The organism is Janthinobacterium goodfellowi (assembly GCF_051380695.1).
Classification (GTDB): domain Bacteria; phylum Pseudomonadota; class Gammaproteobacteria; order Burkholderiales; family Burkholderiaceae_D; genus Janthinobacterium.
In genome coordinates this window covers 436,137-454,310 of record NZ_JBNYXN010000004.1, presented here as the reverse complement: position 1 = coordinate 454,310, position 18,174 = coordinate 436,137, and the positions used below count along the sequence as shown (strand labels likewise).

Genomic DNA, 18,174 nt, shown 5'->3' with positions numbered 1-18,174 from the left:
CTTCCCCGTTTTGGCGGGGAGGCCCTTTTTATTTATTCCATGCATGCAGAACGCGGGCATCGACTCCGCGTCCGCTACGGGCGCGGGGGTTTTGCGGGGCCTTCGGCGAGCGCAGCTCGGCGCCGCAAAACCGGGTTGCGCTTGCAAGCGCAACCCTCTCCGATTCTTCTGGCTACCTTTTGCGCCGCCGGCAGTTTTTCCTAACGACAACATTGGCTGCTCAGGCGGTGTGCGAATGCCGGACCTGACCCTCGCTCCATCAGGGGCCAATGATATAGTGGCGGGAATGTATACACTGAAGGAAATCGCATGAAAAACGACGCAAGCGCTCGCCCGCAAACAAACCAGGCACCGGCCAGACTCAGCAAAGGGGACTTCGTCACCGCACTGCGCAAGCTGCTGCAAGAAGCAGGAAAAACCGGCGAGACCAGCGTGGACGTCCGCGCTGCGAACCTGCACACCGACGTTGGCGTTTATCCCGCGCGCGGCCACTCGATGCCGACCTGTTGCACGGTGATGTATGAGGAGATGCAGCCCGGTGACGAGATACTGCTGACGCCACCCGGCGGCAAGGGACCTACGCTGCTGGTACGGTATAAATTCCCACGCTGAGGATCACCGTCTTAAGCTACGGGTAGCGATTCAGAGCGCTAATCGGCTCTGTCCGCTGCCATCCCCAAGCGGATGACACATTAGGCTACGTTCCCACCGCTCCAGGAAGATTCTCGGGGATTGCAAAGGATCAAACATCCGTACATTGCTGAGATTGTCTTGGGGAGTTGCCGCTAGTTGATGCAATGACGTTAAGCCAGCGCAAAGGTGCGCTGCGCCACCTTGAAATTAAAAAACGCCCCCCCGCAAATACCCGATCGCCCTCCGGTATTTCTCTATCCTTTCCAGATCCTTCGGCGTCGGCTCCCCTATCCGCGACAAATCGCTATTCTCAGCCAGATCCGCCAGCTTGACGGCCTTGCCGACCGGGTTCAAGGCCGCGCGGGCGATGAAGTCCTCGTATGATTCGCCCTCGACCTTGGTCACGGCGCGCACGCCGTCGATGACTTCCTGGGAAAATCCTTCGCGCGCCAGGTCGTCGAAGGTGACTTTGCCGTCGCTGTCTTCCACCACGTCATGCAGCACGGCGACGATCTGCTGGGCGCCGGGGCCGACGCGCAGCATCACGCGCAAGGGGTGCAAAATGTACGGCGCGCCGCCCTTGTCCATCTGGCCGGCATGGGTGGCGGCGGCGATTTCAATGGCGCGCTCGAGGGTGCCGCGACTTGCGTGTTCACTCATGTTCACTCCTTGTTCACTCCACTTTGATTGATGTGTCCATTGCGCGCCAGCCGCGGCGCTGCAAGTGGCACACGCTGGTGCACAGCAAGGCTGGCAACAATAAATTGAGAACCGGTACGAGCATCAGCAAGCACAACAGCAGGCCCAGGACAATAATCGCCGGACGCTGTTCACGGCGCAATGCCGCTTGCTGCTCCACGCCAAGCACCTCTGCGGCCGCCGCGCCGTAGATCATCTGCACATTCCAGGCCAGCAAGTACGCGATCAGCACGCACATGGCCCATACGGGGATCAGCAGCGAAAGCAGCAGCAACAGGCGCCGCCGCCACGCGGAGCGCGGGACGGCCGGCGCTTGCCACACGGCATAGCGGCGCGCCGCCACAGCCCCGCATGGCGCGCATCGCGCAGTCCCAGGCCGACGCAGGTGAGGGCTTCCCGCCAGGCCAGCAGCCAGGTTTGCAATGTTTGTGTCACCTTCGGGCGTACTCCGCAATGGAGAGACGGATACGTCGATCCGTATGTTGCTGATTGTACATGGACAAGGCTGGCGCACGCGCAGCGCAGGGCAAACCCGACGCAGCGCCATCAGCCTTCAACGATGGCTACCGAAACGCAAAAGCAGTCGCAGCCTGCTCGGCACTGTCGCAAGCGGACGCATGGCAGACCCGGTTTCTCCCCGCTGCCTTGGCCTTATACAGTGCCTTATCCGCGAGCTCAACCAACTCGACCGCCTGGTTTTCCAGGTGCGTCGGCATCAAAGCCGCCACGCCCACGCTGGCCGTCACCACGCCAAGAGGATTGCCACGATGCTCGATTCCCAGCGATTGCACAGCGTGGCGGACGCCTTCCGCCACCGCTAATGCGCCCGGCAGGTCCGTCCCTGGCAATAAAATGACCATTTCCTCGCCGCCATAGCGTGCCGCAAGGTCGCCCGGCCTGCGCATGCTGTAGGCCACCACTTTGCCGAGTTTTCTCAGGCATTCGTCGCCGGCCACATGGCCATAGATATCGTTATATTGTTTAAAGAAGTCGACATCGATCAACACCAGTCCAAGTGAGCTATTTTCACGCTGCGCACGGCTGAACTCTGCAAGCAGCGACTGGTCAAAGTGGCGCCGGTTCGCGAGCCCCGTCAAGCCATCCTGGCTGGCAAGACGGGCCAGAGTTTCATTGATCAATTCCAGCTCGTTGCGCGCCTCGACCAGTCCCGCCTCGCTTTTTACCCGCAAATCGATCAGCCGCACCACCCGGTATCCGATAAACGCGATCAGCAATACCAGCACCCCGCCCACGGCGTTTTGCAGCACCGTATCGAGGCGCCACGCAGCGAGGACTTCATCCTGTGACAATGCGGCAGAGACCACCAGCGGGTATTCTTCGACTCTTCGATAGCTGTTGATACGCATCACGCCATCGACCCGCGACCTGAACACGGCAGTGCCTACGGGACTTTTGGGCAAATAATCATGAAATAAGGGAAACTGCGAAAGATCGCGCCCCAGCATGCTTTCATCGAACGGCCTGCGCAATAAAAGAATGCCTTTTCCATTCGCGATGAAAATGGCGCCTTTTTCTCCTATTGAAAAACGTTCGTAAAACTGCCTGAAATAATGCATATCGATGGTCGCCAGCGCCACGCCGCCGAAACTGCCGTCAGGCAAATTGATACGCCGCGATACCGTGACTATCCAGTCCCCCGTCGATTTGCTGCGCACGGGCGGGCCGACATAAGGCCCCCGATCATCATGCGTTCGATGGTAGTTGAAATAATCTCGATCGGAATTATTCAGATTGCTCAACAACGTTTTTTGAGAGTTCACGAGCCAGCTGCCATCCCTGGCATAGACGAAGATGCCGTGCAGCTGCGGCAGCTCGGCTACGCGGGTGACCAGCAATTTATGGATACGGGCCAGTTCTAGGTCGGAGACACCGTCCGCCTCCACCCGCTCCACCAGGCCGACCAGCACCGTATCGGCCTCCTTGATGGTGTCATAAGCATGCTGGGCAACAGATTGCGCCAGATTGGCGCTTTCACGGGCCGCTTCACTCAATTGCACCTCGCGTGCACGCAAGGTCATCCATAACTGGGTCGCCAGGAGCGACAGGCACACGAGCACGACAAATGAGATCGCCAGCGGCAGCAAGGAGAATCCCCGGAAGCCAGCTCCCAGCAATCGTGGCGGCAAGCTGCGTGACCTGGTCATGGATACACTCCCGGTTTGATATCCGGCAAAGTGTGCACGAAATAGGCAGAGACATACTCACACTTCGTAACAAGCATGATATAAAAAAGTTACCATGACACTTGCCGGGCCACGTCTCCCCTCGGCCATGGCATCAGTGAGTGCTATTCCAGTTTGCAATTGTTTGCTGTAGCGCAACTCCAGATGGAATGGAATGCGAAACAATGCCAACTCCCCCCACCGTTGCGCCTAGCGGAGTAGACCATGCTTGAAGTTCAACCCAGGGACAAGCGCGGGTTTTTCATCCTGCCCCAGGCTCCGGAAGGTGCGGGATATTACGTCTATGGCACCCCGGGCAGGGGTGCGGGCCAATACGCGCACCCTAGCATGATGATGGCGCTCCTGTATGTGGAGCGCGAATGGCAGGCGGTCGATACACGGAAATTTGGCATCGGCAACATCAGTCTGGCTAACGGCACCGCTTATGAGCAACACTCTACGCACAAATCCGGCCTGGAGGTGGACATTCGCCCGCTGCGCAAGGACGGCCTTCATCTCCCTGTTTATTGGTATGACAAAGACTACGATCAAGCCGCGACGGCAAAGCTCATCGCACTTTTTCGCGCCCATGCCAGTGTGCGCAGGGTGCTGTTTAACGATACCGGCATTCCATTCGTGACACCATTCAAAAATCACGACCATCACTTTCATCTGGAACTGAGAGCTTGACATGAAAAAGCAGTGGGCTCTGGCGTGGAGCGCCTTTACCCTGTTTTCACTGGCCTATGCAGCTGGCAACAGCGACTGGGGCGAATACAAACAGTTCAAGGGTTCTTATCTGATTTATTCGAATACCTTGGGCGAGCAACAGCCGCCCACAACGCATGACCGCAAGATTTCCTTCATGCTCACGGGGACCATTGCCAAGGACATGTTTGACTCCATGGCTCCGGATTCGAAAGAACGCTGCAGTTTGGAAAAAGGCTATCGGCAGCGCGACAAGGAAAATGTTTCCTGTGTCCGGGATCATGACGGCTATAGGTGCTACTTCGGCTTTAACTTGCGCAGTGGCAAAAGCATTGCTGGATCGATTTGCTAGATCACCTGGGGTGACCGGGGCCTTAGCCCAGCCAATCCTGAACTACTTCGCAGTCCCTGTAAACAGGCTCCGCAGGCGCGCGTCCTCCACCCTGGCTTCCGCAAGCAATATATCCCAATCATCGGGAGGATGCCCTCCCTCCAGCATCTTGCGGAACACCCGGTAAGCGTCATCGCTGCTCTCATATGCACGCTTGCTATCGTCGTCGTTAACCCATGCAAACACGAGCACCCTGGCGGCCGCATGATAGCGAAAGAACAGTCTGTATTGTTGGAAAAACTTTGCCCGGAACCAGTGTTTATGAGCATCGCCGAGAGCCCCGCCTTGCCGATACTCGGGCCGTGTGGGATCTTGTGGAATGACATCGAACGCCAACTTGGTAATAGCCGCCAGCCGCTTGCTGGCGTTCTTCTTGACGTAACCGACCGGATCCTTCTTCTTGAGCGACTCGACCTGCAGAACCAGCGCCTCAATCTGCGCAAGGAATAAAGGATGGACAAAGACTGTCCATCCATGAATGACCAGCGGCGCAGTCTTGTCGGTGCTCATTCATCGTCCGCCGGCAAGGCAACATCGAGCTCCACTTCAACATTACCTACCAGCGATCTCAGGCGCTGGACGAGGGCAGCATCCACGGCCAGAAGACGCTCCGGATGGCTGGCGAGGTCGCGTGCCAGGAAACCCAGGAATTGCCCCAACACCGGGTCATCGCCTGCGGAAGGCTCGGCGCGCGTCATGACCACTTCGCCATTCGGGCGAACGGAGTAGTGGATTTTGTCCCGCTTGCCCAACCGCAAGGCGCGACGCACGGTTTCCGGCACAGTGGTCTGGTAACGGTCGGTCAGCGTGGATTCGATGTCGTGGGTAGCGGACATGATGCCTTCCGGTCAAAAATAGGGATACACGCATGGTAATGCAGTTGCATTACCAAGTCAATGCAGTCACATACTTTGAAACTCCGCCTTCCATCCGCCCTCGGAAAACGCCGGATATCACGCATACGGCACCCGGAGCAGAACCCAATCCCCCATCCCTCACCGCAACCGCGTACACTGGCTGCTCTTCCATCAACGCATTGGTCCACCGTGAAACTATCGCGCTTTATTACCGGCCATCTGGAGCCGATCCTGGAAGAATGGGAACTCTTCGCCAAGTCGCTTCCTATTCCGGGCACCGCCATCTCGAAGGCCGAATTACGCGATCATGCGAAGCAGATGCTGGAAACCATCGTGCGCGACATGGATGTCATCGAGAATACGGCGCAGCGGAAAAAGAAATCGACCACGGGCGTATCGGAAATAACGGGCAAGGAAACGGCAGCCGCCACGCATGGCTCGCTGCGCCAGCAGATCGGCTTCACGCTGCCGCAACTGACGGCCGAATTTCGCGCGATGCGGGCCAGCGTCATGCGCCTGTGGATGGCACAGGTGTCGGTGACGACGAAAACGGCGGCGCAAGACATCTTGCGCTTCAATGAAGCGATAGACCAGGCGCTGCAGGAATCGACCATACGCTATTCGCAGCAGAGCGACCGGACCCGCAATACCTTTCTCGCCATCCTCAGCCACGATCTGCGCAGCCCGCTGAGCACGATGACGATGGCCGGTGCGCTGCTGAGCAGGCCCAGCGCGAGCTCGTCTTCCACGGTGCAGATCGGTGCGCGGGTCGCCCGCAGCGCAGCGACCATGACAACCATGGTGAACGACTTGCTGGAATTCGCCAGGACACAGCTGGGGGGACGCATGCCCATTTCACCCAGCCTGGGCGATCTGGGGGAAATCTGCAAGACGGCCGTCGAGGACGCCTCGGCCGCCCACCCTCAATGCAAATTTGAACTGAGCACCACGGGCGAGATGATCGGCGACTTCGATGCGGCCCGCCTGGCCCAGCTGTTTTCGAATTTGCTCAACAATGCCGCGCAATATCGCAGCGACGACCAGCCGGTGACCATCACGGCCTGCGGCGATGCCGATACGGCCGTGGTGCAAGTGAAAAATTTCGGCCGCCAGATCCCGGAAGCCTCGCTGAAGAGCATTTTCGATCCCCTGGTGCAGCTGGCCATTTCCGACGATCACAAGGCACCCAACGCCACCAGTATCGGCCTGGGCCTGTTTATCGCGCGTGAAATCGCCAGCGCACACGGCGGCACCATCGGCGCCGAGTCGAGCCTGGAATCCGGCACGGTATTTACCGTGCGCCTGCCCCGGGTGTGGCTGAACGAGGGAGCGAACGGCGGCTAAGCCCGTCCCCCGTAGACGACGACATCGCGCCGGGACAGGCTCGTCCTACCTGCGGCTGAGCGGCACATACTCGCCCGGCAAGCTGGCCGCTTCCAGCGCATCGGCAAAGGCCAGCAGGAACTTCGCCGGGCCATGTTCCGACACCAGCAGAGAAGCGCCCTTGTGGCGCAGCAGTTTCAGCACTTCCTGCTGGTGCGCCTGGTATTCCTGCGAATGGCCATAGAAGGTCTGATACATCTCCAGCGTTTCCATGGCTTTCGCGGCCAGGATGAATTCGGGTTTGTCCATCATATCTCCTCTTGATCGGCTCGGAAGCACAGAAGACCCATCGATCCCTGTGCGCACGGCCATCGCTGCCGGCATGGCCGCACGTCCATCATACGCCTCAACTCAGCTGTCACCAACAGCGTTCCCTTAGGCCCGGTAAGGCTCGCCCGACAGGATGCCCTGGTACTGGCTGAGAGTCGCGCCGATCTTCATGCCCTCGGCGTCGATATCGTAGAAGCGGATATCCTTGCTGTGGCCGCTGCCGCGCACCTTCACCACCGACACGACGCGCTTGAACTGGCCTTCGAGCTCGATGTAGCGCTGCATGACGATGGCGTCTGCCAGGAAGGCATTGCCGTAGGAACTGAAGCGCAGCATGGTGTACTGGTCTTCCAGCTCGGCAGTCATCAGCACCGAGACACCCATTTCCGTCAAGGCCGCCACCAGGCGATACAGCGATTCGCGGAAATCCTCGCGGAACATCGAGGCCAGCGCCATTTCAAAGCCGGACAGCGAGTCGATCACCACGCGCTTGGCCTTCATACGCTTGATCATGCTCACCAGGTCATGCAGGATTTCATCCAGCGACAGGTCGAGCGTGCGCGTGTTGATGACGCCGATCTGGCCGGAACTGACAAGTGCATTCAACTGGTGGCTAAGCAGCTGGTTCGGACTTTTCTCGAAGGCGGCGATCACGCCGGGCTCGCCGCAGCGCACGCCTTCCGTAAGAAACTGCGTGGCCAGCACGGTCTTGCCGGAACCGGACGGCCCCACCAGCAGCAGCGAATAACCGGCCGGCAAACCGCCGCCCATCATGGCGTCGAGTTCCGGCACGCCCAGCGACAGACGTTCATTGCCGGAAATGCTGACCTTTTCCATGCCGCTGGCCTTCAGCACGGCGCGGGAAAAGATTTCCACGCCATCGTCATTGATGCGGAAGGTATGCGCGCCCAGGCTTTGCGCCTGGCCGCGCATCTTGACCACCTGGATCTTGCGCACCATGGCGTCGCGGTGGACGAGCTGCGACAGCCACAGGATGCCGTCGGCCACCGTGAACACGGCGCTCGATTCGGCCTCAGGCGTCAGGTATTCGCCGATCAGGAAGGTCGTTGCCAGCCAGCTGGTCATTTGCGCGCCCAGCTGTTGCACAAAATTCTGCAGGCCGGCAGCGCCCGTGTCCATGGCCTTGGCCGACTGCACCACGGAGCGGAAGGAGTCGACGAAGACGAGGCTGGGCGAGAACGCCTCCACCTCTTCGGCGATGCGCGCCAGCACGCGGTCGAAATCGCCATCCAGCAAGTCAGCCGACAGATTGACGAACTTGATCGACTGATTGATCTTTTCCACATCGAAAAAGGGGAACTGCTGCTGATAGCGCAGCATCTTCAGCGGTGGCTCGCCCAGGACCGTGAAAAACAGCGCCTTGCGCTCCGGGGTGGCGAGGGAAAACATGATCTGGTGGGCCAGCGTCGTCTTGCCGCTGCCGGGCGTGCCCGCCACCAGGTTGAAGGAAAACTCGGGTATTCCGCCGCCCAGCAGTTCGTCCAGCCCCGGCACGCCAGTGGCCAGGCGGTGGATGGTGACTTTGTTCATTCGTTCGGCTCCGTTCCAGCATTATTCACAACGTCATCACCCCAGGCTTTGAGGAGGATGCTATTCGTTAAGAGTTCGCCAATTAATAAAATAAGGGTATTGATGAAGTGCATCATCATCGCCGTGCTTGCCGCGCAGGCGACTTCGTCCGCCTGTCCCTGCAAGCTGGCGCGCAAGGCGGTCATGGCAGCTGCCAGCGCTTGCGGCGGATGGGGCGTCAGCCAGTTGAACTGTTTCTGACTCTGGTGCAAGCTGCGGGCATACATCGACTCCACGCCCCGCTCACCAATGATCTGATTCAATTCAGTGGCCAGTTGCTCCCAAAGGCGAATACTGACGTCTACCACCGCACCTGGTTCGCGTAACAGCGCGTGCTCTATCCTGCGCTGCCGCTGTTCATGGACTGTGGCCATAATCGGATCTTTTCTCTGCGGTTTTCGGTGCATGGACCATGTTAAACAAAAGCATCAGGATTTCCTCGCCCATCAGCGCGGAACCGTTGCCGTGATTATTCTCGACAAAGCGTCGATATTGATGGGCTTTACCAGGTAGTGGTCAAACCCTGCCTGGCCAGCGCGGTCGAACTCGCCAAGCTGACTGTACCCTGACGCGGCGACAAAGCACGGAAACGGTGCCACTAGGGCCGCACGGGCCGAACTGATGACCTGGTAGCCATCCATGCCCGGCAAGCCGATATCGCACACGATCACATCGTAAGGCGCATCGAGCGCGGCGCGCAATCCGCTGGGGCCGTCATTGCGCACGTCGACATGGTGGCCGTCCTGCGTCAGCAGCAGCGCCAGCATTTCCGCCGCATCGGCATTATCCTCGATCAGCAATATGCGGCGTGGCAGCGCGCACGCCGCAGGTACCGCATGCATGCCCTGCGATGGCGGCGCCAGCGACGACAAGGGCAGCTGCAAGACAAACTGGCTGCCAAAGCCGACCCCCGCACTGAACACATCCACGGTGCCGCCATGCAACTGGGTAATGATGCGCACCAGAGACAGGCCAATGCCCAGGCCGCCCTGCGCCCGTTCCAGCGAACGGAAGCCCTGGGTAAACAGGTCGAAGATGAAGGGCTGGATATCGAGGGCGATGCCGGCGCCATCGTCGCTGACCGCAATTTCCACCAAATCATCGTGGCGCCTGACGACGATGTCGATGTGGCCAAACTCGTGCGTAAATTTGCTGGCATTGATGAGCAAGTTCGCAAACACTTGCGTCAGGCGTACCAAGTCCCCTTCGATCACCAGGGGTTCGTTCGGCAGGCTCACGCTCAGCACTTGCTGGCGTTGACTGATGCTGGCCTGGCCAACTTCCACGGCACTGGCGAGGATGTCGCTCAGCAGGATGGGCGCCAGTTGCAAGGTGATCTTCCCGCTGCTGACGCGCGAAGCGTCAAGCAAGTCGTCGATCAGGCGCGCCATATGCGCCACCTGCCGGCCGATCACGCCATGCACGTGCGCCAACTGGGGATCGAGGTCGACCTTTTTGGCCAGCAAGTCGTTGGCCATCGCCAGCGGCTGCAAGGGATTGCGCAACTCATGTGCGAGCATGGCCAGGAATTCCGTCTGGCGCAAGGTCGTCGCCTCTGCGGACGCTTGCATGTCCTGTGCGCCAAACGTGGCAAGAACGAGGTTTTGATTGGCTTCGCGCAGCTGCATGATCAACAGGCCGAAGGCGTCGGATTTATCCTTTTCCTGCACCTGCATCTTGGCCATGATCAACAATTGATTGATCGTCTCGCGCAGCAGCTTGACCTCGCGGCTATGCAAGGCGTGCAGATTGTGCTCGGAGGGCAACTGCTGGGCGGGCGCATCCTCAGGATCCGGCGAGAGTGCTGTGTGGTGCATGGTGACAGTGTACGGCTTGTGGGGGCCGGCCTCAAGGACAACTCTTCGTTCCGCGGCGTTCACTCAGACATCGCCGCGCACGCCAGCTCTATTGCTGCATACGGTGTATTACTTTCCAACTGAACACGATACCTTATTTCCCTTGCCAAATGAAAGGATTACTTTACTTATCGTCAACAGTGCGCAGGGGTAGCACGTAATTGGCCAGTTGCCATCCCATGGCCAGGGCCGACTGCTCCGCTTCGTGCTGCGTATCGCGATTTTCCAGATTGGCTTGCCGCACATCTTCAAAGCCGCACTTGCTCAGCACCAACTGGCCTTGCCAGCACCCCTCGGGCAGTTCGCAGGCGTAGGCCGAAATCAGGAACCCATTATGGGTGGTGGGATTCGCATAAGACATAAGGCCTCCGTGGAATTGCCAGCGCTGCCGCAAACAAGAACCACGGCTGTCATTGCAGTATAGTCAGACTTAGTGTAACCGCAATGCGCGCGAATGTCATTCAAATCAACTACATACGCATCAGGCCGCCTGACGCAACGACCGCGCACACGCATTGGCAACATGTGACATTTCGTGCAAAAATGCGCCTGTCGCCCCCCTGCCCCGCATTGCCCCACGGCCCCCTGCTGAGCGCCTGCATCGACCATTGACATCCATGACCCCACATTTATCGCTGCACTGCTATCTGCAAGACGCGCCGTCCGAACGCCCCCAACGCTGTTCCGACGTGACCATCCACGCCGACCCGGCCACCCTGCGCGCCATCGCCCGCTTCCTGCTGACCAGCGCCGACACCTTTGAGCAGGCGCAGGAGCGCGCCGGCATGCACGCCCATCTGCAAGACGAGTGGGAAGGCTGGCAGGACGACTTCCCCGACCTCGTCGTCGTGGCCGCCTGAGGTCAGGCGTAGCATGGCGCTCCGGCTGGCGCGCGTCGGGTAACATACGCCACCTTTGCCACAAGAGAACAACGATGCCCGATTTCCGAACCGCCCTGCCGTCGCTGCGCGCCGCCGTGCTGGCCGCAGCGCTGGCCAGCCTGTCCGCCTGCGCCAGCCAGCCCGCGCACGAGGCGCTGTTCCTCGCCACCACCCTGACGCCCGCGCATGCCTTCACCAAGGGTATCGAAGGCCCGGCCGTCGATGCGGATGGCAATATCTATGCCGTCAATTTTGCGCGCCAGCAAACCATCGGCAAGGTCAGCCCCGGCGGCATTGGCGAGGTGTACCTGACCCTGCCCGGCACCAGCATCGCCAACGGCATCCGCTTCGGCAGCCGTGGCCAGATGTATTTGGCCGACTATATGGAACACACGATTTACCTGGTCGATCCGGCCACGCGCGCGCTGACCATCCACGCGCGCGAACCGCGCATGACGCAGCCGAACGACATCGCCATCACGGCCGACGACGTGCTGTATGCGAGCGACCCGAACTGGAAGGAAAACACGGGCCGCGTGTGGCGCATCGCAGCCGACGGCACGGTGACCCTGGCGCTCGATACCATGGGCACGGCCAACGGCATCGAGGTCAGCCCCGATGGCAAGATTTTGTATGTGAATGAAAGCGTGCAGCGCAATATCTGGATGTACGACATCGCCGCGGACGGCAGCCTGAGCGGCAAGCGATTGCTGATCAAGTTCGACGATTTCGGCATGGACGGCATGCGCGTCGATGTCGACGGCAACCTGTACGTGACGCGCTACGGCAAGGGCAGCGTCGTGAAATTGTCGCCGCAGGGACGCATCCTGCGCGAAATCAGCGTGCCCGGCGCCAAGCCCAGCAACATCACCTTCGGCGGCCCCGATGGCCGCACGGCCTACGTGACGGAAGTGGTGCAGGGGCGCCTGCTGCAATTCCGCGTCGACCGCCCGGGCCTCGAGTGGCAGCGGGCGCGGCAGCACAAGAGCAATGCGGCGGCAACGGCGGCAGCGCCGCCTGCCGCGACCGACAACGTCAGCGGGGAATGACGCGCTCCGCCTTCAGGCGCTCGAACAGCGTGAAGAAGGCGTCCTGCGTATCCTGGTAATCGAGAAAGCCCGCCTTGCGGCTCTTGCCCATGTCCGTCATCACTTCCATCGGCCGCCCCAGGTCCGCGTCCGTATGCCACCACGAGGCGAGGCGGCCGATGTCCGCCTCCACCAGGCCATGCTGCTGCGCGAGGGCGCGCCACTGGGCGGGCGCACCCTGCATGCGACCGGCCAGCGGCGCCATCGTCTGCGGCAAGTCGGCCGCCTCGACGCCGAAGTAAGCGGCCAGGCGCGGCCACAGCCACTTCCAGCGGAACACATCGCCATTGACGATATTAAAATCCTCGTTGTGCGCGGCGGGGCTGTCGGCCGCCCACGCCAGGTGGCGCGCGATCTGGCCCGCGTCCGTCATGTCGGACAGGCCATGCCATTGCGCGCTTGACCCCGGAAAGACGAAGGGCTGGCCGCTGGCCTTGCACAGGCTGGCATACACGGCCAGGGTCAGGCCCATGTTCATGGCATTGCCCAACGCATAGCCGATGATGGTGTGCGGGCGGTGCACGCTCCACGTGAAGCCGTACTGCGCGGCCGCGTCGAACAGGCGGTCTTCCTGTGCGTAATAAAAATTCTCCACGGGTTGGCGGCCCTGCTCTTCGCGAAATGGCGTGACGGGCACGCTGCCCTTGCCATACGCGTCGAACGGCCCCAGGTAATGCTTGAGGCCCGTCACCAGCGCCACATGGCGCAAGTGGCCGTGCGGCCCCAGCGCGGCCAGCACATTGGCCACCATCGCGCCATTGACGCGGATGTTTTCCTGTTCGTTCGCCTGGCGCGCCCAGGCCGTGAAAAAGACGTGGCTGGCGTCCAGACCCGTCAGCGCCGTGGCCACGGCGGCGCCATCCGTGGCATCGAGCGGCAGCGCCGCGCAGCCGGCAGGCACCGGCGTGCGGCCGCGCGAAACTCCCGTCACCCGCCAGCCTTGTGCCAGCAAATGCGTGGCCAGGCTGCTGCCGATGACGCCGCTGGCGCCGATAATCAATGCGTGCTTGTTCATGGTTACTCCAATGCCGGTGTAAAGAACCATGATATATCGGACACAAATTCCTATTCACGATAGTATTTCACCTTATTCATGAAAAATATTCCGCAATCATGTCCGAACACTTGAAAGGCATCGCACCTTTTCTTGCCACCGCCGACGCAGGCAGTTTTACCAAGGCGGCAGAGCGTCTGCACTTGAGCAGCTCGGCCGTGAGCAAGAGCGTGGCGCGCCTGGAAGCCCGCCTGGGCGTGATCCTGTTCGAGCGCAGCACGCGGCGTTTGCAGTTGAGCAGTGCCGGGCATGCCTATTACGCCACCTGCAAGCGCGTGCTGCAGGAACTGGTCGATGCGGAAAACGTGCTGGCCGAGCAGGAAGGCGAACTGGCTGGCAAGGTGCGCATCGGCGTGCCCGCTTCGTATGGCCGCATGCGCGTGATGCCGGCGCTGATCGACCTGTGCGAAAAATATCCGCAGTTGCAGCCGTCGATCGCCTTCAGCGACCGCTTTGCCGACCTGTTCGAAGAGCGCATCGATATCGCCGTGCGCATCGGCGCGCCGGGCAATTGGCCGCCAACGCTGGGGCAGATGGCCTTGGGCGAGGAGCGCCTGATCTTTTGCGCGGCGCCCGCCTACCTGGCGCGGCGCGGCACGCCCGCCGCCATCATGGACCTCGATGGCCACGACTGCATCGCCTACGGCCGTGGCGACGGCACGCCGGCGCCATGGCTGTTTGCCGGCGAGGATGGCGTGGAGCGACGCGCGCTCCGTCCGCGCCTGACGGTGGGGGATGCCGAGGCGCAGACGGCCGCCGTGCTGGCCGGCCTGGGCATCGCGCAGCAGGCGACCTGGCTGGTGCAGGAGCACCTGTCCAGCGGCGCCATCGTCGAAGTATTGCCGGCTTGCGCCACGCCAGGCTTGCCGCTCTCCCTGGCGTGGCCGCTGGCGCGCCAGCTCACCGCAAAGACCGGCACGCTGCTCAAGGAATTGAAGCAGCGCCTGACGATCGGCTGAGGCTCAATATAAAACGTTCTTCGCTTCCGGCAGATCGACATTGGCCTTGGTGACGATCACCACGCCCGTGTTGACGAACGGCGCTACCTTCTTGCCTTCGATCAGGCTGACGAGGGTTTTCACGCCCAGCGCGCCCATCGAATACGAACCCTGCACGGCGGTCGCATACAGGGTGCCGTCCTTGACGAAGTTTTTCAGGTCTTCATTGCCGTCGAAGCCCACGGCGATCACCTTGCCGGCCTTGCCCGCCTGCGCGATGGCGCGGCCCATGCCCACGGCCGTCGGCTCGTTGGCGCCGAAGATGCCCTTCAAGTCCGGATTCGAGGCCAGCACGTCGGTCGTCTGGTTCAGCGCCGTGGCCATCTGCGACTGCGAGTAATACGTGCCGACGATCTGCAGTTGCGAATTCTTTTCGATGTAGCGCTTGAAGCCGCCCACCCTGCCCGTCTCGGAGCCGGCGCCCGCCACGTACGACATCACGGCGATCTTGCCCGTCTTGCCGACCTGCGAAATGAGGGCCTTGGCGCTTTGCTCGCCGGCCGCTTCATTGTCGGTCGACAGGAAGGACTGGTAATAGCGCTTGCCGCTGTCGGCCACCAGCGAATCGATCAGCACCACGGGAATCTTCGCTTCCCACGCCTTCTTCAGGGCCGGCACCAGCGCGTCCGGGTCCGACGCGGCCAGCACGATGCCGGCCACCTTGCGCGTGACGGCGTTTTCCACCATGCTGACCTGGTCGGCGATGGCCGATTCCGAGGCCGGCCCCTGGAAGGTCAGGCTGTAGCCCTTGGCGTCGGCGGCGCTGGCCGTGGCGCCCTTTTTGACGTTTTGCCAGTAGTTGGAATTGGTCGTCTTGACGATCACGGCGATCTCGCCCGGGGCGGCGAAGGCGGCGCTGGAACTCAGGGCGAAAGCTGCGGTCAACAGACCGAGCAAGACGGTGTTGAAGGCTTTGATGGTGTTCATTGTCGTCCTCATTTAATTATAGATTTGGTGGATTGACTTCATGGCGTACTGCTTGCTGCTTCAGGCGCGGTTGCGCTTCTGATCGATCCAGACGGTCAGCAGGATGACCAGTCCGATAATGATTTGCTGGATAAAGCTCGATACCCCGTTCATGTTCAAGCCGTTGCGCAGGATGCCGATGACGAAGGAACCGATGACGGTGCCGGAAATGGTGCCGATGCCGCCAATCAGCGAGGCGCCGCCGATGACGGCGCTGGCGATCGCATCGAGTTCGTACATGACGCCCTCGTTCGGCTGCGCCGTCACCAGGCGCGACATCAGCACGCAGCCCGTCAGGCCCGACAAGGCGCCGGACAGGGTGTACACCAGCAGGGTCACGCGGCCCACCTTCACGCCCGACAGGCGCGCCGCTTCCGCATTCGAGCCGACGGCATAGATATGCCGGCCGAAGGTGGTGCGGCTGAGCATGATGGAGACGGCCACGGCGATCACCACCATCAGCACCACCGGATACGGAATGCCGGGAAACACGACTTCGGGAAAGGTACCGCCCGTGTCGCGCTCGATGCGCCACAGCACGCCGTTGCCCAGTTCGCCGAACGACTCGCCCAGACCGGAAATGGCGCGCGCGCCCGTCACCTGCAGCGCCAGGCCGCGCGCGATCAGCATCATGCCGAGCGTGGCGATGAAGGGCGGCAGTTTCAGCTGCGTGATGCAAAAGCCGTTGACGGCGCCGCACATGGCGCCCACCACGACGCCGCCCAGCATGGCGACCGGCACGGGCATGCCGCCTTTCACCAGCAGCGCGGCAGCCACGCCCGCCAGCGCCAGCACGGAGCCGGAACTGAGGTCGATGCCGCCCGTGATGATGACGCAGGTGGCGGCTATGCCCAGGTAGGCGATCGACGTCACTTGCAAGGCCACGCTCATGCCGTTGCTGACGGAGAAAAAGGCATTGCTGGTCAGGGAAAACACCAGCAGCAACAGCGACAGGCTGCCCAGCGCGGCGAATTTTTGGATCAGTTCTTTGTTCATTTTTTTTAAGCTTTCTGTTTTTAATGAAGTGCCGCCTGGCCAGGGGCGGGACTGGCTACGCGCCCCGACGCCAGCTGCATGATCTCTTCCTGCGACGACTCGCGCGTATTGACGATGCCGCTGATGCGCCCTTCATGGAACACGGCCACGCGGTCCGTCATGCCCATGATCTCGGGCAGCTCGGACGTGATCAGCACCACGCCGATGCCTTCCGACGCGAGCTTGTCGAGCAGCTGGTAGATGGCGAACTTGGCCCCCACGTCGATGCCGCGCGTGGGTTCGTCGAAGAAGATGATTTTCGATTCGCGGTACAGCCATTTGCTGATGACGATCTTTTGCTGGTTGCCGCCCGAGAGGTTGCGCGCGATCTGTTTCGAGGTCGGCGTCTTGATGCCCAGCGCCGCGATGTACTGCTGCGCCACCGCCTCTTCCCTGGCGAAATCGATGAAGCCGAAACGGTTGGCCAGCGCCGATACATTCGTCAGGGTCAGGTTGGCCGCCACCGACATGCGGATCGCCAGGCCGTGGCTCTTGCGGTCTTCCGACAGGTAGGCGATGCCATGTCCGATGGCGTCGATGGGGCTGGCGATCGATACTTGCGTGTCGCCCAGGTGGATCGCGCCGCTGGTGAGCGGATCGGCGCCGAAGATGGCGCGCGCCACTTCCGTGCGGCCCGCGCCCATCAGGCCGGAAAAGCCGAGGATCTCGCCGCGCCGCAAGTCAAAGCTGAGCGGGCCGAAGACATCCTTGCGGTGCAAATCGCTCACGCGCAGCAGCACTTCAGCCGTCGGCGTCGAGACGCGCTCGGGAAATTTTTCATCGAGGGTGCGGCCCACCATCCTGGCCACGATGGCGTCCAGGGTGGTGCTGGCAAAATCATCGGTGCAGACGAATTTCCCGTCGCGCAGCACCGTCACCCTGTCGATGATGTGCTGCATTTCTTCCAGGCGGTGCGAGATGTACACGACGCTCACGCCGTTGCGCTTGAGTTCATTGATGATGTCGAACAGCTGGCCCGTCTCGCTTTCCGTCAGCGAGGACGTGGGCTCGTCCATGATCAGCACTTCCGTATTGAGCGACAGCGCCTTGGCGATTTCCACCATCTGCTGCTGGGCACAGGACAGGTTTTTCACCAGCTGGCGCGGGTCGATGCGCAGCTTGAGCCGGTCCAGCAGCGCTTGCGCGTCAAAGCGCATCTTCTTGCGGTCGATGAAAATGCCGCGCACCGGTTCGCGCGCGAGGAAAATATTCTCCGCCACGCTCAGGTGCGGGATCAGGTTCAGTTCCTGGTGGATGATGGCGATGCCGGCCGCCTCCGCATCCACGCTGCTGGCAAAGCTGCACACCTTGCCCTTGTAGACCAGTTCCCCCTCGTCGGCCTGGTACACGCCGCTCATCACCTTCATCAGGGTGGACTTGCCGGCGCCGTTTTCGCCGCACAGCGCATGGGCCTCGCCCTTGCGCAGGCTGAAACTGACGTTGTCCAGGGCCAGCACGCCGGGAAAGCGCTTGCTGACCTTGTTCAAGGCCAGTATCTCTTCGGATTGATTCATGGTGTGTCTCCTCCACTCCACTGCCATAGGCCGGCGCGCCGATGTCTGAGCATCTTGGCGGCACGCCG

At 61.2% G+C, this 18,174-nt stretch carries 21 protein-coding genes; 7 read left to right on the top strand and 14 right to left on the bottom strand.

Translation table 11 applies throughout. From position 1 onward, the window contains the following. Nucleotides 1-309: 309 nt before the first annotated feature. The gene (locus ACQ4WQ_RS18020) at nt 310-612 is read left to right on the top strand and encodes an HNH endonuclease (RefSeq protein ID WP_436498919.1); all 303 of its coding nucleotides are present in this window, start codon (nt 310-312) and stop codon (nt 610-612) included. A gap of 228 nt (nt 613-840) precedes the next feature. Here the strand turns inward: ACQ4WQ_RS18020 and ACQ4WQ_RS18015 are convergent, their stop codons facing one another. The 3 genes from ACQ4WQ_RS18015 to ACQ4WQ_RS18005 all read right to left on the bottom strand — a co-directional run bounded on the left by ACQ4WQ_RS18015 (nt 841) and on the right by ACQ4WQ_RS18005 (nt 3,497). Next, entirely contained in the window at nt 841-1,293 is a 453-nt protein-coding gene (locus ACQ4WQ_RS18015) for a GTP pyrophosphokinase (RefSeq protein WP_436498917.1), read from the bottom strand. A gap of 13 nt (nt 1,294-1,306) precedes the next feature. Beyond that, nucleotides 1,307-1,675, bottom strand: a complete 369-nt coding sequence (locus ACQ4WQ_RS18010; RefSeq protein ID WP_436498915.1) for an EI24 domain-containing protein — start codon at nt 1,673-1,675, stop codon at nt 1,307-1,309. A 220-nt stretch (nt 1,676-1,895) separates the two neighbouring features. Next, nucleotides 1,896-3,497: a GGDEF domain-containing protein gene (locus ACQ4WQ_RS18005; protein WP_436498913.1), complete on the bottom strand. Its 1,602-nt coding sequence runs from the start codon at nt 3,495-3,497 to the stop codon at nt 1,896-1,898. 243 nt (nt 3,498-3,740) lie between these two features. Between ACQ4WQ_RS18005 and ACQ4WQ_RS18000 the strand changes: the two genes are divergently transcribed. Beyond that, the gene (locus ACQ4WQ_RS18000; protein ID WP_326458043.1) at nt 3,741-4,205 is read left to right on the top strand and encodes a hypothetical protein; all 465 of its coding nucleotides are present in this window, start codon (nt 3,741-3,743) and stop codon (nt 4,203-4,205) included. A 1-nt stretch (nt 4,206) separates the two neighbouring features. After that, the gene (locus tag ACQ4WQ_RS17995) at nt 4,207-4,575 is read left to right on the top strand and encodes a hypothetical protein (RefSeq protein WP_436498911.1); all 369 of its coding nucleotides are present in this window, start codon (nt 4,207-4,209) and stop codon (nt 4,573-4,575) included. Nucleotides 4,576-4,617: 42 nt separating this feature from the next. Here the strand turns inward: ACQ4WQ_RS17995 and ACQ4WQ_RS17990 are convergent, their stop codons facing one another. Continuing rightward, nucleotides 4,618-5,124: a type II toxin-antitoxin system YhaV family toxin gene (locus tag ACQ4WQ_RS17990; protein WP_436498909.1), complete on the bottom strand. Its 507-nt coding sequence runs from the start codon at nt 5,122-5,124 to the stop codon at nt 4,618-4,620. Next, nucleotides 5,121-5,450, bottom strand: coding sequence for a type II toxin-antitoxin system PrlF family antitoxin (locus ACQ4WQ_RS17985; protein ID WP_436498907.1), 330 nt, complete (start codon nt 5,448-5,450; stop codon nt 5,121-5,123). The genes ACQ4WQ_RS17990 and ACQ4WQ_RS17985 overlap by 4 nt, the downstream gene beginning before the upstream one ends. Before the next feature lie 210 nt (nt 5,451-5,660). Here ACQ4WQ_RS17985 and ACQ4WQ_RS17980 point away from each other — a divergent pair, with 210 nt between their 5' ends. Beyond that, nucleotides 5,661-6,815: a sensor histidine kinase gene (locus ACQ4WQ_RS17980; RefSeq protein WP_436498905.1), complete on the top strand. Its 1,155-nt coding sequence runs from the start codon at nt 5,661-5,663 to the stop codon at nt 6,813-6,815. Nucleotides 6,816-6,860: 45 nt separating this feature from the next. Here the strand turns inward: ACQ4WQ_RS17980 and ACQ4WQ_RS17975 are convergent, their stop codons facing one another. From ACQ4WQ_RS17975 to ACQ4WQ_RS17955, 5 genes are all read right to left on the bottom strand, one after another. Then, on the bottom strand, nt 6,861-7,106 hold the full coding sequence (locus ACQ4WQ_RS17975) for a hypothetical protein (RefSeq protein ID WP_070257558.1): 246 nt from the start codon (nt 7,104-7,106) through the stop codon (nt 6,861-6,863). 123 nt (nt 7,107-7,229) lie between these two features. Continuing rightward, complete coding sequence (locus tag ACQ4WQ_RS17970) at nt 7,230-8,675, bottom strand: ATPase domain-containing protein (RefSeq protein ID WP_436498903.1); 1,446 nt, start codon at nt 8,673-8,675, stop codon at nt 7,230-7,232. Continuing rightward, the gene (locus ACQ4WQ_RS17965) at nt 8,672-9,088 is read right to left on the bottom strand and encodes a hypothetical protein (RefSeq protein WP_436498901.1); all 417 of its coding nucleotides are present in this window, start codon (nt 9,086-9,088) and stop codon (nt 8,672-8,674) included. Before ACQ4WQ_RS17965 ends, ACQ4WQ_RS17970 begins: the two co-directional genes overlap by 4 nt. A 72-nt stretch (nt 9,089-9,160) precedes the next feature. Further along, nucleotides 9,161-10,531 (bottom strand): hybrid sensor histidine kinase/response regulator, encoded by a 1,371-nt coding sequence (locus ACQ4WQ_RS17960; RefSeq protein WP_436498899.1) that lies wholly within the window; start codon nt 10,529-10,531, stop codon nt 9,161-9,163. Nucleotides 10,532-10,694: 163 nt separating this feature from the next. Continuing rightward, nucleotides 10,695-10,931 carry a hypothetical protein gene (locus tag ACQ4WQ_RS17955; RefSeq protein ID WP_096234241.1) on the bottom strand — a complete coding sequence of 79 codons (237 nt, stop codon included), beginning with the start codon at nt 10,929-10,931 and terminating at the stop codon, nt 10,695-10,697. 256 nt (nt 10,932-11,187) lie between these two features. Here ACQ4WQ_RS17955 and ACQ4WQ_RS17950 point away from each other — a divergent pair, with 256 nt between their 5' ends. Next, the gene (locus ACQ4WQ_RS17950; protein WP_436498897.1) at nt 11,188-11,430 is read left to right on the top strand and encodes an Imm32 family immunity protein; all 243 of its coding nucleotides are present in this window, start codon (nt 11,188-11,190) and stop codon (nt 11,428-11,430) included. A gap of 74 nt (nt 11,431-11,504) precedes the next feature. Continuing rightward, nucleotides 11,505-12,500, top strand: a complete 996-nt coding sequence (locus tag ACQ4WQ_RS17945) for an SMP-30/gluconolactonase/LRE family protein (protein WP_436498895.1) — start codon at nt 11,505-11,507, stop codon at nt 12,498-12,500. Here the strand turns inward: ACQ4WQ_RS17945 and ACQ4WQ_RS17940 are convergent. Beyond that, the gene (locus ACQ4WQ_RS17940; protein WP_436498893.1) at nt 12,487-13,554 is read right to left on the bottom strand and encodes an SDR family oxidoreductase; all 1,068 of its coding nucleotides are present in this window, start codon (nt 13,552-13,554) and stop codon (nt 12,487-12,489) included. The two genes, ACQ4WQ_RS17945 and ACQ4WQ_RS17940, sit on opposite strands and share 14 nt — an antisense overlap. 98 nt (nt 13,555-13,652) lie before the next feature. Between ACQ4WQ_RS17940 and ACQ4WQ_RS17935 the strand changes: the two genes are divergently transcribed. Further along, on the top strand, nt 13,653-14,552 hold the full coding sequence (locus ACQ4WQ_RS17935; RefSeq protein ID WP_326458053.1) for a LysR family transcriptional regulator: 900 nt from the start codon (nt 13,653-13,655) through the stop codon (nt 14,550-14,552). Nucleotides 14,553-14,555: 3 nt separating this feature from the next. On the opposite strand, the gene ACQ4WQ_RS17930 is transcribed toward ACQ4WQ_RS17935, so the two are convergent. From ACQ4WQ_RS17930 to ACQ4WQ_RS17920, 3 genes are read right to left on the bottom strand one after another with little or no spacing between them, the layout of a single operon-like run. Next, entirely contained in the window at nt 14,556-15,518 is a 963-nt protein-coding gene (locus tag ACQ4WQ_RS17930) for an ABC transporter substrate-binding protein (protein WP_436498891.1), read from the bottom strand. A gap of 60 nt (nt 15,519-15,578) precedes the next feature. Next, the gene (locus ACQ4WQ_RS17925) at nt 15,579-16,553 is read right to left on the bottom strand and encodes an ABC transporter permease (RefSeq protein ID WP_436498889.1); all 975 of its coding nucleotides are present in this window, start codon (nt 16,551-16,553) and stop codon (nt 15,579-15,581) included. A gap of 20 nt (nt 16,554-16,573) precedes the next feature. Beyond that, on the bottom strand, nt 16,574-18,106 hold the full coding sequence (locus ACQ4WQ_RS17920) for a sugar ABC transporter ATP-binding protein (RefSeq protein ID WP_436498887.1): 1,533 nt from the start codon (nt 18,104-18,106) through the stop codon (nt 16,574-16,576). Nucleotides 18,107-18,174 lie beyond the last annotated feature (68 nt).